The following is a 15,491-nucleotide window of genomic DNA, read 5'->3' on the forward strand; positions in this document are numbered from 1 at the left end:
CGGTCGGCGCGCGGCAGGCTGCCGGTCCCTTGTCGAACCGGCCTGCAACCGCGCGCCAGCCGTGAAAAAGCCCCCGAGCGGCGGGACGCCGCGCGAGGGCTTCGGAGCCGGACGGGCCGGCCGCCCGGCGTCAGACCGCCTGCTCGGGCGTCGACGCGACGACGCGGGCGGCGCGGGTCGGCTTGAAGCTGGCCGACCACATCATCGCCGGCCGTTCGAACATCCGGTAGAACAGGTACGCCACCGGAATCGCGACGGCCATGAACGCGAACGACGGCCAGATCGACAGTTGCAGCTCGGAGTGGAACAGCACCGAGCCGAGGCAGACGAACAGCGGCAGGTGGACGAGATACAGCGAGTAGCTGAAGTCGCCGAACCAGCTCAGCACGCGCAGCGGCGGCGTGGCGCGCGGCGGGCGGGCGAGGGCGCGGTACAGGAAGCACGCGAAGCCGGCCGACCATAGCTGGAACGCGCCGTACTGGCCGAAATGGAACGCGCCGCAGCCGGCGGCGAGCAGCACCGCGGCCGCGACGTACCATGCGCGCGACGGCACGACGGCCGTGCCGCGCGACTGCTGCGCGCGCACGTCGGCGATCCACGCGCCGATCGTCCAGGACAGCCAGTAGGACGTGAAGAACTGCAGGTCGTGCCGTTCGAGCAGCCACGCCGACGCGACGTTGACGAGCGCGACCGCGGCCACGACGGCCGGCATGCCGATGCGCCGGCGCAGCGCGAACAGCAGCGGGTAGATCGCGTAGAACTGCACTTCGAGCGACAGCGTCCACAGCGCGCCGTTCGAGCCGTACGTATAGCCGGCGACGCCCTGCAGCGAGAACAGGTTCACGAGGAACGCGACGACGCCGACGTCGCGGATCTTGTGGCTGACGGGCTCGATCTGCAGGCTGACCGCGTCGAGCGCGAGCGTGAACAGCAGCGCGGCGAGCAGCACCGGGTAGATGCGCGCGAAGCGGCGCAGCCAGAAGTTCGGCGCGTCGAGCCGGTACGCGGGGTTCGCCGCCAGCTTGAGCACCGCGTTGCGGTGGATGCAGTAGCCGCTGATCACGAAGAAGATCGGTACGCCGGCAGAGCCCCACGCGAACGGAAAGGTCAGGTAGCCGGCGATCGCGCCGGGGCTCAGCGCGTGGCCGTAAGCATGATGGAAGCTTTGCATGCCGACCCAGACGACCTGGCGGCAGTGGAAATAGGCGACGAGCAGCGCCGCGAAGCCGCGCATCGCGTCGATCACGTGTTCCTTGTGGTCGGCGACGGGCGGCGCGGCCAGAGACGATCCGCTGAAAGCTTGCATGCGATTCGATTCCTTGCGACGGATGGACGGGAAGTTTCATCCAATCGTAATGCGCAAGAATTCCGTCAATGAATAAAAAAATCTCGTCCGGAAATATCGGTATTCCGCATCATGGGTTTATCGAGAACTGAAAGTGGTTCCGAGAGCCGCCTGAATTATTTGCCGATTTTTTTCTGATAGTTTGAAGCTCCAGTTGATTGATGCAAGGAGCGGCAAGATGGACATGCATTGGATCGCGAGCGCTGCAGTACTACTGGTCATGGCCGTGCTGTCGGCGTACCGCGAGGCGCTGAAGAACGAACCGATCCGCCCGGGCCTCGAACGGGGCGGCGTGCCCTATATCGAGGAATTCGAATCGTAAGAATTTGTATCCGGAGAATCGGTAATTTGTTTCTGCTCCGGCAATCGGTTCGGCAATATCGACCGGCTTGAAACGATTATATTTTTTTCCGGAATAATTGGGCAATCAGTTCATATCGAAAATGAGCGGAGCGGAATTGGCAGTGCCGTCGATTCTCGATATGCCGTTCGGAACACAATCGCGCCGGGTCGCGGGTCGACGCGGCGCAGACAACGCTATCAGGATGCGAACATGTTGAAAGTCACCAAGGCCGTGTTCCCCGTTGCCGGTCTCGGCACGCGGTTCCTCCCGGCAACGAAGGCGAGCCCGAAGGAAATGTTGCCCGTCGTCGACAAGCCGCTGATCCAGTACGCGGTCGAGGAAGCGATCAACGCCGGTATCACCGAGATGATCTTCGTCACCGGGCGCAGCAAGCGCGCGATCGAGGATCATTTCGACAAGTCGTACGAGATCGAGGCCGAACTCGAGGCACGCGGCAAGGAAAAGCTGCTCGAACTCGTGCGCGGCATCAAGCCGAGCCACGTGAACTGCTTCTACGTGCGGCAGCCGGAAGCGCTCGGCCTCGGCCATGCGGTGCTGTGCGCGGAGAAGCTCGTGCACGGCGAGCCGTTCGCGGTGATCCTCGCCGACGACCTGCTGCACGGCGAACAGCCGGTGCTCAAGCAGCTCGTCGACGTGTTCGACCACTATCACAGCTCGGTGATCGGGGTCGAGACGATCCCGCGCGAGGACAGCCGCTCGTACGGCGTCGTCGAAGGCCGGGAATGGGAAGAGGACATCATCAAGCTGTCGGGCATCATCGAGAAGCCGGCGCCCGAGGATGCGCCGTCGAACCTCGGCGTGGTCGGCCGCTACGTGTTCATGCCGACGATCTTCGATCATCTGCGTAAGCTCAAGCCCGGCGCGGGCGGCGAACTGCAGCTCACCGACGCCGTCCAGTCGCTGCTCGCGAACGAACAGGTGCTCGCGTATCGCTACTACGGTACGCGTTTCGACTGCGGCAGCAAGCTCGGGTATCTGAAGGCAACCGTCGAGCTCGCCCTCCAGCATCCGGAAGTGAGCCGCGAATTCGAGGCGTACCTGCGTACCTGCCTCCCCGCGCTGGCTGCCGTCGCTTAAGCGGCCGCGCGCTCCGTCGTTTCAGGTGGTGGTTGTTCCGTTGGCCCCGGCCGCTCGCGCGCCGGGGCTTTTTTGTATTTGCGGCGCACGAGCATGGTGCGCGACGTTTGCGTGCGGCGCCGGGAATGGGTGCGGGGGGGGGGCGCGCGACGCGCGAAGTCTGCCGACGCGGCAGGACGTCGTGCTTGAAACGGGTGCCGCGGCATTCGCCGCGTGACCGGATCGGCGGATGGATTGCGTGGTATGCGCGGCGCTTGCGCGTCGCGCGGATGTCGCGCGATGACGCATCGGCTGCCATGCCGCCGGACGTCGTCACCGGTATCGACGCGTTCCGATCCGGTTCCGGCCGCGCACCGCGTCGGCGCGCCGCTCAGCGCGGCGACGCGCTCGGCTGCGCGGCGAAGTGCCGGGCCAGCATCGCGGCGATCGGCTTCTTGAAGTCGAGCAGCCGCTTTTCGAGATAGCGCCACGACAGGTGCGCGAGCAGTACGGCGAGCGCGAATTGCAGCATTTCCGGCAGCGCGTCGCGGACGAGGTCCGGCATCGGCACGTGCGCGAAGGACGCGGGCAGCGCGCCGAAACGCGCCGGGATCAGGTTGTGGAACAGGTAGAAGCCGTAGCTGATCGTGCCGAGATAGGCGAGCGGCGCGCAGTCGAGCAGCGCGACGACGGGATGCTCGGGCTCGCTGACGATCCACAGCATCAGCGCGCCGAGCGACGCGGACAGGCCGAGATCGGCGAGCCCCGCGACCGCATCGGGCAACGCCGTGCAGGCGGGCAGCGCGAGGAAGAAGGCGACGCCTGCCGCGCCGAGCCAGCCCGGCGGTACGCGGCGCGCGGCGGCCGCGCCGCGATCGGCGAGCGCCATCGCGCCCACGCCGCCGAGCGCGATCAACGCGAAATTCCACGGGGAAAACGCATAGATCAGCACCGGCGATGCGTCCGCCAGGTAGAGCGCGAGATGCGCGACCGCGCACAGCGCGACGGCCGCCACGCCGAGCGCGACGTGGCGCGCGGCGGGCACCGCGAGCAGCGCGAGCGGCGCGATCAGATAGAACTGCTGTTCAACGGCGAGGCTCCAGAAGTGCGACGTGGAGCCCGGCCAGCCATCCTTGACGACGCCGATCCAGTAATTCGACAGGAACGCCGCGTGCCACGCGAGCCCGAGATTGACGCCGCGCTGGTAGAACAGCGCGTGTGCGATCGCGAGCGCCGCGAGCAGCAGGTAGTACACGGGAAAGATCCGCAGCGCGCGTTTCGCGAGGAACAGCGCGAGCGCGTGGCGGCGCGTCATGGCGCCGCGCTCGACCGCCTGGCGGTTGCGATGCAGTTCGCCGACGATCAGGAATCCGCTGATGAGGAAAAACGTCCACACGCCAAGCTTGCCGACGTCGATGGCAAGGACGTGGCCCTTGTGGGACAGGAAAACGAGGATGACGGCGAGGGCTCGCAGGCCGTCGAGTCCTTTGACGTATCTGACTTCGCGCATGGAGGCATCCGGGCATTGAGCGGGCCCAGTATAGGTGCGCAAATATCGAACGTAATTCGCATTCGCCCCGTTTGAGCGCCTACGTGAAGGCGTTTTTTCACGCTCGAGCGTCGATGAAGTCGGTCGCGCGCAACAAAACCTGCGGGAAACCCCGCGAAAACGCATAAAAGTACTGCACGAAGCGACAAGGCGCTTGTAGAATCCGGCGTTGAAGCGCGCGCGTTGCACGCTTCGTGTATCCAACGACCACACCTGGTAGGAGAAACATGGCGACTTCCGCAAAAAAGGTGGCCAAGAAGGCTGCCGCACCGGCGACCAAGAAAGTGGCTGCCAAAAAGGCTGCGCCCGCGAAGAAAGTAGTGGCCAAGAAGGCTGTCGCAAAGGCAGCACCGGCTGCTCCGACGCCGCTGAAGGACAAGTTCACGAAGGCATCGCTCGCAACGCACATCGCTGAGCGCGCAGCTGTCGAAGTGAAGGCGGTCAAGGCAGTGCTCGCCGCACTCGAGAACGTCGTGCTGGGCTCGGTTCACAAGAAGGGCGCAGGCGAGTTCACGCTGCCGGGTCTGCTGAAGATCACGGCGCAAGTCGTGCCGGCGAAGAAGAAGCGCTTCGGCAAGGATCCGTTCACGGGTCAAGAGCGCTGGTTCCCGGCGAAGCCGGCCAGCGTGCGCGTGAAGGCACGTGCGCTGAAGAAGCTGAAGGACGCGGCAGCGTAATGCCGCAGCAACGCTGCCGAACGCATGTCGGCAGCCGTTGCGATGTCCCGCGGTCCCCGTACGCGAAAGCGTGCGGGGATTTTTATTGCGCCGCGCAAGCCGCGCGGCAGCGAAAACGCGCAGCGCCGGCGATGTGCGATTCGAGCCATGTGGCCAATGGCGTGCCGCGCCGCGCGTGCGCAACGCCGGACGGCCATCGTCATCCGCGTGCCGTCGTACCGCCGCAGCCCGTCGCTCTCGTTACCTCGTCGCTCCCGCCGCGCCTGTTGCGTGCGCATCGCGAGGCCCGCGCATCGTGACTGAATTCGTTCCGTCTGAAATCGCCGGGCAGGTCGCTGCCGCGCGCGCCGCGATCGAGCGGCATCTCGGTGCGACGATGGAAGCAATCCACCTGTTCGGCTCGGCGCTCGACGGCGGCTTGAAACCGCGCAGTGACATCGATCTGCTGGTGACGGTGGCCGTGCGGCCCGACGAAACGGCGAGGCGTGCGCTGATGTACGACCTGCTCGCTGCGTCGGCGCCTCCCGGCCACGCAGGCGGCATGCGCGCGCTGGAGGTCACCGTCGTCGCGCACGGCGACGTGGTGCCGTGGCGTCATCCGGCGCGCCGCGAACTGCAATTCGGCGAATGGCTGCGTCGCGACCTGGAAGCCAGCATCGTCGAAGCGCCGCTCGTCGATCACGATCTGGCGATCCTGCTGACGAAGGTGCGGCAGCACGGTGTCGCGCTGGTCGGGCCGCCCGCGGCCGTGCTGTTCGAGCCGGTGCCCGCGCGATTTCGGCGCCGCGCTGCTCGCCACCGTTGCGCAGTGGAATGCCGAGCCGGACTGGCGCGGCGACGAATGCAACGTGGTGCTCGCGCTCGCGCGCATCTGGTACAGCGCCGCGACCGGCAGGATCGCGCCGAAGGACGTCGCCGCGGCGTGGGTGCTGGCGCGCTTGCCGGACGCGCACCGGCCGGTCGTGGCGGCCGCGCGTGCCGCCTATCTCGATGGCGAAGCGGGCGCGGCGATCCTGTCGGGCGAACCGCTAGCCGAATTCATCGGCTTCGCGCGGCGGACGGTCGAGTCGATGCTGTCGGCGTAGCAGTCGGCGCCAACGATGCACGCTACCGGCTGGCCGGCCAGCGACGGATAGCGAACGCGTGCGAGCCGGCTGCATGCGCAAACGGTCGAGCCGGGTGCGTGCAGGCGAGCCGGTGCGGCGTCACGCCAGCGCGGCCCGACGCGTTTCGTCAGCCCGCGGTGCCCGCAAAGGCGGCCTTCAGCGCGGCGTCGTCGAACTTGGTCATCTGCATCATCGCGGCGGCCACGCGTCCCGCCTTGACCGCGTCGCGGTCGGCCATCATCGGGATGAGCGCCTCCGGAACGATCTGCCACGACACCCCATAACGATCCCTCAGCCAGCCGCAGCCGTCGGCCGTGCCGCCGTTGTCGAGCAGGGCGCTCCAGTAGCGGTCGAGTTCCGCCTGGTCCGCGCAACTGACGAGCAGCGAGATCGCGTGGTTGAACGTCTCCGTGCGCGGGTGGCTCATCGCGAAGAACGGTTGTCCGAACAGCTCGAATTCGACCATCCGCGTGCCGTCGGTGCCGGGCACCGCCGTGACGCGCACGACGCGCGAATCCGGAAAGATGCCGGCATAGAAGGCCGCTGCTTCTTCGGCTTGCGTCGAATACCAGAGGAATGGCGTGATCTTCTGAATCGTCATGACGAGTCTCCTGTCTGTATGGGGCCGCGGCAAACCGGATGCCGCCATCGATACGACGGACGACGCCTGCCGAAATCGACACGTGCGGCCAACAAGTCGCGCATCGGATGAAGCGGGCGGTGCCGGCTGTGCGGATGGTAGCCGTCGTACGGAGAAATGGCGACCTGCCCGACCATTCGGAAACGGTGTTCCGGGCCGCTGACAGCCGCAAGGTGCCGTTGCCGGCAAGCAAGCATGCATCGGGGCGCGGTTTGCCCGGCAGCCCGTGCAGCGAATGCCGGCTCGCTCGCCGGAGGCGGACGAAAAAAAGCCAGCCGCGGCCGAAACCGGGGCTGGCTTTCCAGGTCGGCGACAGGGCGTCGGAGACGCCGTGCACACCGGATACTTCGTTTTTAGAACTTGTGACGCAGGCCGAGTGCGACGATTTCCTGCGAGCTCTTGCCGGCGATGCCGTACGAGCCGATCGACGCTTGCGCTTCGCTGCCGTCGGCGTTGTGGCCGCTTGCGTGCTGATATGCGCCAACCAGGTAGATGTCCGTACGCTTCGACAGCGAGTAGTCCGCGCCGAGCGAAACCTGATGATACTTGGCGTCGGTCTGGCCGCTACCCTTCGTGTAGATGTAGCCGAGGCCGAGCAGCAGCGGTGCCGATGCCTGGTACGTGACGAATGCGCGACCCGTGTTGTACTTCTGGTTCGTGCCGAAGCCGGAGTTCGCGTCAGCCTTGTACTGTGCGTTGCTGTAGCCGAGGCCGAACGTCACCGGGCCGAATGCATACTGGCCGGCGGCTTGCGCGATGCCGATCGACGATGCCGACGTGTATGCGTTGTTGATGAAGCTGCCCGAACCGTCGAAGATCGCGTCCGACGTGCCGGCCCAGCCGGTGCGCACGCCAGCGGGGCTCAGCGGAGCCGAGTTGTTCGCGTGGAAGTAACCTGCAGCCAGGCCGAGCGGGCCGTTGTTGTAGGCTGCAGCCGCCGCCCACGTCTGACCCTTGCCGGTTGCGCCGGCGACACCGCCGAGTGCGTACATCGCCTCGACCTGGAGGCCTGCCCAGACCGGCGACGTGTACTTGATCGCGTTGCTGACGCGCAGGCTGTTGTCGTTGTTGTCGACGTCGCCCGGCGTGGCGAACACGCTGCCGAAGTAGTTGTCAGCCGTGACCGCCTGGACCAGGTCGACGAGCGGGTCGTACTGGCGACCCAGCGTCAGCGTACCGTACTGGTCGCTTTGCAGGCCGACGAAAGCCTGGCGGCCGAACATGCGCTGGCCTTGGCCCAATGCACCCGTTGCCGAGTTGAAGCCGTTTTCCAACTGGAAGATCGCCTTCAGGCCGCCACCGAGGTCTTCCGAACCCTTCAGGCCGAAGCGGGCGCCTTGCAGGTTGCCGCTACCCATCGACCACGAATTGTTACCTTGACCATCGTTACCGTGAACATAGGTGATCGACGTGTCGATCACGCCATACAGCGTCACGCTCGATTGCGCCTGAGCAGCACCAGCAGCGCCCAGCAGCGCGAGCGAGAGGGTCGAGAGAGCAAGTTTCTTCATCGTTGAGTTTCTCCACGCAAGTGATTCATCGTTATTTGTTGCGGATTGGAGAATAGCTCAGTGCCATACACGCAAGAAAGCTCAAAAAATAAAGTGTCTCGAAAAGGTAACAGCGCGGAAAAGTCCATATATATCAAGCACATCAGCAACTGTTCCTGTTTATGAAACAGTTGACAATTGCTGCGCCGCGATTGTTTCAATCGGTGGCGCGCATGCCGGTGAACCGCCTGTTTCGGCCCGTTGCAGCAACAAAACGAGGGCATGCAAACGTTTGCCATTGCAGGTGTCTGCATGTCGGCGAGCAACGCATGCGCCGACGCCGCGCGAATGCGCTGCGGGGCGACGGGGTTGCAAAGGGGCGGCGCGTGTGCCGGGCGCGCGCGCGATCGAAGCGCGGCCGCTTGCAAGGGCGGGTGAATCAGTCGTCGCGCGGGCGATGATCGGCGTGGCCAGGTTGAGCAACTTGAGCCGACCCGGCCGGCGCCGAATCCTCGGCCGGCCGATGCGCATCGCCGCGCGCCGCCGCGAATTCCGCGCCGAGCAGCAGCACGATCGCGGAGAAGTACAGCCACATCAGCAGGACCGCGAACGATCCGGCCGCGCCGAACGCACTGGCGGTGCCCGCATGCGCGAGATACAGCGCGAACAGCTTCTTGCCGCCGGAGAACAGGATCGCGGACACGATGCCGCCGATCGCGGCGTCGCGCCACGCGACGCGCGCGTCGGGCAGGAACTTCATCAGCGACGCGAACGCGGCCGCGAGCACCGCGATGCCGACGAAGAACTGGATGAAGTTGGTGACGACCACGTACGGCGAATTGCCGAGCAGCCAGGTGCCGATGAAGGTGATCGCCGTGTCGAGCACGAGCGACACGATCAGCAGGAACGCGACGCCGAGCACCAGCCCGAACGAGATCAGCCGCACGCGCACGAGGCCGAGCATGCTCGACCAGCGGCTTTCGGTGGCCGGCCAGATCACGCTGAGCGCCGCGCTGAGCGACGCGAACGTGGCCGACGCGCCGATCGCGAGCGCGGCGAACGAGATCAGCGTGGCGAGGCCGCCGCGCTCGCCCGCGCGGTGCGCGTTCTGCACGATCGTCTGGATGGAGGCCGCCGCGTCGTCGCCGATCAACTGGTGCGCCTGTTCGAACACCTGGCCGCGCGCGGCGTCGTCACCGTAGAACCAGCCGGCCACCGCGATCACCATCACGAGGGTCGGCGCGAGCGAGAACGCGGAGAAAAACGCGATGCCCGCGGCCATCGCGGAGCAGCGGTCGGACGAGAAGCGCTTGAACGCGGTGAGGGCCCAGTTGGCCTGCTGCTGGGCGAGACGAGTGGCTTCGGAAGTGATCTGTCGTTTCATGACGGTCGGGTTGCGCGCGGAACGCGGATCATCTCGGATTAATCGGACCAATCGGTATTGATCCGAGGATTCGATCATAGTTGCCTGAACTGTCTATAATTCCTTTCAGTTGCACCCCACCCCACAATAACGCCGAGACCATCATGCTACAAATGTCCCGGCGCCAGTTCCTGAAGGTGACGGCCACGTCGCTTGCCGGATCGAGTCTTGCCCTGATGGGCTTTTCTCCGTCCGAAGCGCTGGCCGAAGTCCGGCAGTACAAACTGGCGCGCACCGTCGAAACGCGCAACACCTGCCCTTACTGTTCAGTAGGTTGCGGCATCCTGATGTACGGCCTCGGCGACGGCGCGAAGAACGCGCAGCCGAGCATCATCCATATCGAAGGCGATCCCGACCACCCCGTCAATCGCGGCACGCTGTGCCCGAAGGGCGCGAGCCTGATCGACTTCATCCACAGCCCGAACCGCCTGACGCACCCCGAGTATCGCGCGCCCGGCTCGGACAAGTGGGAACCCATCTCGTGGAACGACGCGCTCGACCGCATCGCGAAGCTGATGAAGGCCGACCGCGACGCGAACTTCGTCGAGACGGCCGAAGACGGCGCGAAGGTCAACCGCTGGCTCACGACCGGCATGCTGGCCGCGTCGGCGGGCAGCAACGAGGTCGGCTACCTGACGCACAAGACCATCCGCAGTCTCGGGATGCTCGCATTCGACAATCAGGCGCGTGTCTGACATGGCCCGACGGTGGCAGGTCTTGCCCCGACGTTTGGCCGTGGAGCGATGACGAACCATTGGGTCGACATCAAGAACGCGGACGTGATTCTCGTGATGGGCGGCAATGCAGCCGAGGCCCATCCGTGCGGTTTCAAGTGGGTAACGGAGGCGAAGGCGCACCGCAAGGCGCGGCTGATCGTCGTCGACCCGCGCTTCACGCGTACGGCCTCGGTGGCCGATTACTACGCGCCGATCCGCACCGGCACCGACATCGTCTTCCTGGGCGGCGTCATCAACTATCTGCTGACGAACGACAAGATCCAGCATGAGTACGTGAAGAACTACACGGACTTCTCGTTCATCGTGCGCGAGGATTTCGCGTTCAACGACGGCATCTATTCCGGCTACGACGCGGAGAAACACGCGTACCCGGACAAATCGAGCTGGGACTACGAGCGCGGCGACGACGGCTTCGCGAAGGTCGATCCGACGCTGCAGCATCCGCGCTGTGTATACAACTTGCTGAAGCAGCACTACGCGCGCTATACGGCGGACATGGTCCAGCAGGTCTGCGGCACGCCCAAGGACAAGTTCCTGAAGGTGTGCGAGATGCTCGCGACCACGGCCGTGCCCGGCCGCGCCGGCACGGTGCTGTACGCGCTCGGCTGGACCCACCACTCGATCGGCGCGCAGATCATCCGCACCGGCGCGATGGTGCAGCTGCTGCTCGGCAACATCGGCATCGCCGGCGGCGGGATGAACGCGCTGCGCGGCCACTCGAACATCCAGGGGCTGACCGACCTCGGGCTGATGTCGAACCTGCTGCCCGGCTACATGACGCTGCCGATGCAGGCCGAGCAGGATTTCGACGCGTACATCAAGAAGCGCGTGCAGCAGCCGCTGCGGCCCAACCAGTTGAGCTACTGGAAGAACTACAAGGCGTTCCACGTCAGCTTCATGAAGTCGTGGTGGGGCGACGCGGCCACCGCCGAAAACAACTGGGCGTACGACTACCTGCCGAAGCTGGACAAGCAGTACGACCTGCTGCAGGCGATCGAGCTGATGAATGCCGGCAAGATGAACGGCTACATCTGCCAGGGCTTCAACCCGCTCGCGGCGGCGCCGTCGAAGGTGAAGACGGCGGCCGGTCTCGCGAAGCTGAAGTGGCTCGTGATCATGGATCCGCTCGCGACCGAGACGTCCGAGTTCTGGAAGCATCACGGCGACTACAACGACGTCGATGCGTCGAAGATCCAGACCGAGGTGTTCCGCCTGCCGACCACCTGCTTCGCGGAGGAAAACGGCTCGCTCGTCAGTTCGAGCCGCGTGCTGCAGTGGCACTGGAAGGGCGCGGAGCCGCCCGGCGAGGCGAGGAGCGACCTCGAGATCATGTCGGGGCTGTTCCTGCGCATGCGCAAGATGTACCAGAAGGACGGCGGCAAGTACCCGGACCCGATCGTGAACCTGACCTGGCCGTACGCGAACCCGGAAAGCCCGACGCCCGAAGAGCTGGCGATGGAGTTCAACGGGAAAGCGCTCGCCGATCTGCCCGATCCGAAGGATCCGGCGAAGACGCTCGTGAAGAAGGGCGAGCAGCTCGCCGCGTTCGCGCAACTGAAGGACGACGGCACGACCGCGAGCGGCTGCTGGATCTTCTGCGGTGCGTGGACGCAGGCCGGCAACCAGATGGCGCGGCGCGACAACGCCGACCCGACCGGCATCGGCCAGACGCTGAACTGGGCGTGGGCGTGGCCGGCGAACCGGCGGATCCTGTACAACCGCGCATCGTGCGACGTCGCCGGCAAGCCGTTCGACCCGACCCGCAAGCTGATCGGCTGGAACGGCAGCGCGTGGAAGGGCGCCGACGTTCCGGACTTCAAGGCGGACGAACCGCCCGAGAACGGGATGGGGCCGTTCATCATGAACCCGGAAGGCGTCGCGCGCTTCTTCGCCCGCGCGGGGATGAACGAAGGTCCGTTCCCCGAGCACTACGAGCCGTTCGAGACGCCGCTCGGCGCGAACCCGCTGCACCCGAACAACCCGCTGGCGCTGAACAACCCGGCCGCCCGCGTGTTCCCGGACGACCGTGCGTCGTTCGGCAAGGTGGCGGACTTCCCGCACGTGGCGACGACCTACCGGCTGACCGAGCATTTCCACTACTGGACCAAGCATGCGCGGCTGAATTCGATCATCCAGCCCGAGCAATTCGTCGAGATCGGCGAAGACCTCGCGAAGGAGGTCGGCGTCGCGCATGGCGAGCGCGTGAAGGTGTCGTCCAAGCGCGGCTACATCGTCGCGGTCGCCCTCGTCACGAAGCGGATCAAGCCGCTGACGGTCGACGGCAAGAAGGTCCAGACGGTCGGCGTCCCGTTGCACTGGGGCTTCAAGGGTCTGACGAAGCCCGGCTATCTCGCCAATACCCTGACTCCGTCCGTGGGCGACGGCAACTCCTATACACCGGAATTCAAGTCGTTCCTGGTGAAGGTCGAAAAGGCGTAAGGGGAAAGAGATGGCATTGCAATCGCTGGATATCAAGCGCGTCTCGGCCACCACGACGCCGCCGCCCACGGTGCGCGAACCGGTGACCGGCAGCGTCGCGAAGCTGATCGACGTATCGAAGTGCATCGGCTGCAAGGCATGTCAGACGGCATGCATGGAGTGGAACGACCTGCGTGACGAAGTCGGCACCAACGTCGGCGTGTACGACAACCCGGCCGACCTGAGCGAGCATTCGTGGACGGTCATGCGGTTCTCCGAATACGAGAACCCGGCGGGCGACCTCGAGTGGCTGATCCGCAAGGACGGCTGCATGCACTGCGAGGATCCGGGCTGCCTGAAGGCGTGTCCGTCGCCGGGTGCGATCGTGCAGTACAACAACGGGATCGTCGATTTCCACGAGGAGAACTGCATCGGTTGCGGCTACTGCGTGACCGGCTGCCCGTTCAACGTGCCGCGGATCTCGAAGAAGGATCATCGCGCATACAAGTGCACGCTCTGTTCCGACCGCGTCGCGGTCGGCCAGGAACCGGCTTGCGTGAAGACTTGCCCGACGGGCGCGATCGTGTTCGGCACCAAGGAGGACATGAAGCAGCACGCGGCCGAGCGGATCGAGGACCTGAAGGAGCGCGGCTTCGAGCATGCGGGGCTGTACGACCCGCAGGGCGTCGGCGGCACGCACGTGATGTACGTGCTGCATCACGCCGATAAACCGTCGCTGTACCACGGGCTGCCCGACAATCCGTCGATCAGCCCGATGGTGAAGCTGTGGAAGGGCATCGCGAAACCGCTCGCGGTCGCGGGCCTCGCGCTGACCGCGCTGGCCGGGTTCTTCCACTACACGCGGGTCGGTCCGAACGAGGTCACAGACGACGAAGAAGCCGCCGCCCGGGACGAGGCGCGACGCATCAAGGAGGACGCGAAATGAGCCACGACGACCCCAACCTGATCGTCCGCTACACGCCGAACGAGCGCACGAACCACTGGATCACCGCGATCACGTTCGTGCTGCTCGCGCTGTCCGGGCTCGCGCTGTTCCATCCGTCGATGTTCTGGCTGACCGCGCTGTTCGGCGGCGGCCAGTGGACGCGGATCCTGCATCCGTTCGTCGGCCTCGTGATGTTCGTGTCGTTCGCGATTCTCGTGGTGCGCTTCTGGCACCACAATGCGCTCGACGCGGACGACCGGCAGTGGCTGAAGCAGATCGGCGACGTGCTGACCAACCAGGAAGACAAGCTGCCGCCGGTCGGGCGCTATAACGCCGGGCAGAAGCTGCTATTCTTCACGCTGGTGGCGTGCCTGCTGCTGCTCCTGCTGTCGGGAATCGTGATCTGGCGGCGCTATTTCTCGTTCTACTTCCCGATCGGGGTGATCCGCGCGGCCGCTGTCGTGCATGCCGTGGCGGCCTTCGTGCTGATCGCGAGCATCATCGTGCACATTTACGCGGCGTTGTGGGTGAAGGGTTCGATCGGCGCGATGGTGCGCGGCACCGTCACGCTGGGCTGGGCCCGCAAGCATCACCCGAAGTGGTTCCGTGAAAGCGTGAAGTAGCGCAGCGGAGCGGGGCGGCACGCCGATTGCGGCGGGCCGCCCCGTCAGCCGTCGGAACCGCCCGAAGCGCCGACCTGTCGGCGCTTGTTTTTTTGGAAGATATTGTCGTGACACAACGCATTCTCGAACCGACCGAGATCTCGGCGCTCGATCATTCGGCCATTCCGCGCTTTCGCCTGCCGGAGCGCGCGACCGCATTCGCGGCGCGCGCCGCGCGGCTGCGCAAGCTTGCCGACCTGAACCCGATCAGCGGCTACCTGCGGCTGATGGCCACCGTCGCCGACGCGCAGCACGCGACGCTGCAGACGCTGACGCTGCCGCTGCCGTCGAAGGAAGCGATCGCGCGCGCGCAGGAACATTCGATGCCGCTCGTGCCGGCGCTCGACGGCGAGCGCGATGCGCGCTGGCGCGCCGTGCTGTATGAACTGCTTGATCGCGTCGAAGGCGCCGGGCTCGTCAATCCGCCGCTCGCGAAGCTGCTCGACCGGCTGCGCCTGATGGCGCCCGCCGAACTCGACGCGCAGGCCGATGCGATCCTCGCGCTGCGCTTCGCCGAGGTCGACCCGGCCACCGCGCCGTTCCTGATGGCCGCGCTGCAGGTCGCGTGGACGGACCTCGCGAGCCGCGTGACGCCGGCCGACGTGCCGTATCTCGACCAGCCGGGGCTGTGCCCGGTGTGCGGCACCCATCCGGTCGCGAGCGTCGTGCGGGTGGGCGGCCAGTATCAGGGCTACCGTTTCCTGCAGTGCGGGCTGTGCACGACCGAGTGGCACATGGTGCGCACCAAATGCTCGCACTGCGATTCGACGAAGGGCATCGCGTATCACGGGATCGAAGGCGGCAGCGAAGCCATCAAGGCCGAATCGTGCGACGAATGCAAGACCTATCGCAAGATCGGCTATCAGGAGAAGGACTACGAGTTCGAGCCGCTGGCGGACGATCTCGCGAGTCTCACGCTCGACCTGCTGATGAACGAAGCCGGCTACCAGCGCAGTTCGCCGAACCCGCTGCTGTGGCCCGACGTGTCGCGGGAAGCGGATTGACGGCACGGGGCCGGGGCGGTGCGCGAGCGTCGGCCCCGGCCGACTGCGAAGCATGAGACTGGAGCGACAACGAC

At 65.7% G+C, this 15,491-nt stretch carries 12 protein-coding genes and 1 pseudogene; 8 read left to right on the top strand and 5 right to left on the bottom strand.

All coding sequences use genetic code 11. The features are described 5' to 3' along the window. Window positions 1-130 precede the first annotated feature (130 nt). A complete protein-coding gene (locus CFB52_RS20055; protein ID WP_099317252.1) occupies window positions 131-1,306 on the bottom strand; it encodes an acyltransferase in 1,176 nt (391 codons plus the stop codon). A gap of 217 nt (window positions 1,307-1,523) precedes the next feature. Here CFB52_RS20055 and CFB52_RS34695 point away from each other — a divergent pair, with 217 nt between their 5' ends. Together CFB52_RS34695 and galU are read left to right on the top strand one after the other, a co-directional pair. Then, window positions 1,524-1,667: a hypothetical protein gene (locus CFB52_RS34695; RefSeq protein ID WP_006479318.1), complete on the top strand. Its 144-nt coding sequence runs from the start codon at window positions 1,524-1,526 to the stop codon at window positions 1,665-1,667. A 231-nt stretch (window positions 1,668-1,898) separates the two neighbouring features. Next, window positions 1,899-2,786, top strand: coding sequence for a UTP--glucose-1-phosphate uridylyltransferase GalU (galU, locus tag CFB52_RS20060; protein WP_006482949.1), 888 nt, complete (start codon window positions 1,899-1,901; stop codon window positions 2,784-2,786). A gap of 370 nt (window positions 2,787-3,156) precedes the next feature. On the opposite strand, the gene CFB52_RS20065 is transcribed toward galU, so the two are convergent. Then, window positions 3,157-4,275 carry an acyltransferase gene (locus CFB52_RS20065; RefSeq protein ID WP_099317253.1) on the bottom strand — a complete coding sequence of 373 codons (1,119 nt, stop codon included), beginning with the start codon at window positions 4,273-4,275 and terminating at the stop codon, window positions 3,157-3,159. Window positions 4,276-4,541: 266 nt separating this feature from the next. Here CFB52_RS20065 and CFB52_RS20075 point away from each other — a divergent pair, with 266 nt between their 5' ends. Together CFB52_RS20075 and CFB52_RS20080 are read left to right on the top strand one after the other, a co-directional pair. Beyond that, window positions 4,542-4,991 (top strand): HU family DNA-binding protein, encoded by a 450-nt coding sequence (locus CFB52_RS20075; RefSeq protein ID WP_059582715.1) that lies wholly within the window; start codon window positions 4,542-4,544, stop codon window positions 4,989-4,991. A 295-nt stretch (window positions 4,992-5,286) separates the two neighbouring features. After that, a pseudogene (locus CFB52_RS20080) lies at window positions 5,287-6,076 on the top strand (AadA family aminoglycoside 3''-O-nucleotidyltransferase). A gap of 148 nt (window positions 6,077-6,224) precedes the next feature. On the opposite strand, the gene CFB52_RS20085 reads toward CFB52_RS20080, so the two are convergent. From CFB52_RS20085 to CFB52_RS20095, 3 genes are all read right to left on the bottom strand, one after another. Next, entirely contained in the window at window positions 6,225-6,698 is a 474-nt protein-coding gene (locus CFB52_RS20085; protein WP_059582714.1) for a VOC family protein, read from the bottom strand. Window positions 6,699-7,090: 392 nt separating this feature from the next. Further along, window positions 7,091-8,248 (bottom strand): porin, encoded by a 1,158-nt coding sequence (locus tag CFB52_RS20090; RefSeq protein WP_059582711.1) that lies wholly within the window; start codon window positions 8,246-8,248, stop codon window positions 7,091-7,093. A gap of 418 nt (window positions 8,249-8,666) precedes the next feature. Next, window positions 8,667-9,611 carry a YihY/virulence factor BrkB family protein gene (locus CFB52_RS20095; RefSeq protein ID WP_099317254.1) on the bottom strand — a complete coding sequence of 315 codons (945 nt, stop codon included), beginning with the start codon at window positions 9,609-9,611 and terminating at the stop codon, window positions 8,667-8,669. A 143-nt stretch (window positions 9,612-9,754) separates the two neighbouring features. Here CFB52_RS20095 and fdnG point away from each other — a divergent pair, with 143 nt between their 5' ends. The 4 genes from fdnG (at window position 9,755) to fdhE (ending at window position 15,417) form a co-directional block, all read left to right on the top strand. Further along, window positions 9,755-12,826: a formate dehydrogenase-N subunit alpha gene (fdnG, locus tag CFB52_RS20105; RefSeq protein WP_081068207.1), complete on the top strand. Its 3,072-nt coding sequence runs from the start codon at window positions 9,755-9,757 to the stop codon at window positions 12,824-12,826. 10 nt (window positions 12,827-12,836) lie between these two features. Next, entirely contained in the window at window positions 12,837-13,751 is a 915-nt protein-coding gene (fdxH, locus tag CFB52_RS20110; protein WP_059639188.1) for a formate dehydrogenase subunit beta, read from the top strand. After that, a complete protein-coding gene (locus tag CFB52_RS20115; protein ID WP_006488816.1) occupies window positions 13,748-14,374 on the top strand; it encodes a formate dehydrogenase subunit gamma in 627 nt (208 codons plus the stop codon). The genes fdxH and CFB52_RS20115 overlap by 4 nt, the downstream gene beginning before the upstream one ends. A 107-nt stretch (window positions 14,375-14,481) precedes the next feature. Continuing rightward, the gene (gene fdhE / locus CFB52_RS20120; RefSeq protein ID WP_180278233.1) at window positions 14,482-15,417 is read left to right on the top strand and encodes a formate dehydrogenase accessory protein FdhE; all 936 of its coding nucleotides are present in this window, start codon (window positions 14,482-14,484) and stop codon (window positions 15,415-15,417) included. Window positions 15,418-15,491 lie beyond the last annotated feature (74 nt).

This window comes from Burkholderia sp. AU18528 (genome assembly GCF_002223215.2).
GTDB classification, from domain to species: domain Bacteria; phylum Pseudomonadota; class Gammaproteobacteria; order Burkholderiales; family Burkholderiaceae; genus Burkholderia; species Burkholderia semiarida.

Excerpts from the sequence above, each read along its gene's own strand:
- CFB52_RS20085 (WP_059582714.1), bottom strand. The coding sequence starts at position 6,698 with ATGACGATTCAGAAGATCACGCCATTCCTCTGGTATTCGACGCAAGCC.
- fdxH (WP_059639188.1), top strand. The coding sequence starts at position 12,837 with ATGGCATTGCAATCGCTGGATATCAAGCGCGTCTCGGCCACCACGACG.
- CFB52_RS20055 (WP_099317252.1), bottom strand. The coding sequence starts at position 1,306 with ATGCAAGCTTTCAGCGGATCGTCTCTGGCCGCGCCGCCCGTCGCCGAC.
- CFB52_RS20065 (WP_099317253.1), bottom strand. The coding sequence starts at position 4,275 with ATGCGCGAAGTCAGATACGTCAAAGGACTCGACGGCCTGCGAGCCCTC.
- CFB52_RS20075 (WP_059582715.1), top strand. The coding sequence starts at position 4,542 with ATGGCGACTTCCGCAAAAAAGGTGGCCAAGAAGGCTGCCGCACCGGCG.
- CFB52_RS34695 (WP_006479318.1), top strand. The coding sequence starts at position 1,524 with ATGGACATGCATTGGATCGCGAGCGCTGCAGTACTACTGGTCATGGCC.
- galU (WP_006482949.1), top strand. The coding sequence starts at position 1,899 with ATGTTGAAAGTCACCAAGGCCGTGTTCCCCGTTGCCGGTCTCGGCACG.
- CFB52_RS20115 (WP_006488816.1), top strand. The coding sequence starts at position 13,748 with ATGAGCCACGACGACCCCAACCTGATCGTCCGCTACACGCCGAACGAG.
- CFB52_RS20090 (WP_059582711.1), bottom strand. The coding sequence starts at position 8,248 with ATGAAGAAACTTGCTCTCTCGACCCTCTCGCTCGCGCTGCTGGGCGCT.
- CFB52_RS20095 (WP_099317254.1), bottom strand. The coding sequence starts at position 9,611 with ATGAAACGACAGATCACTTCCGAAGCCACTCGTCTCGCCCAGCAGCAG.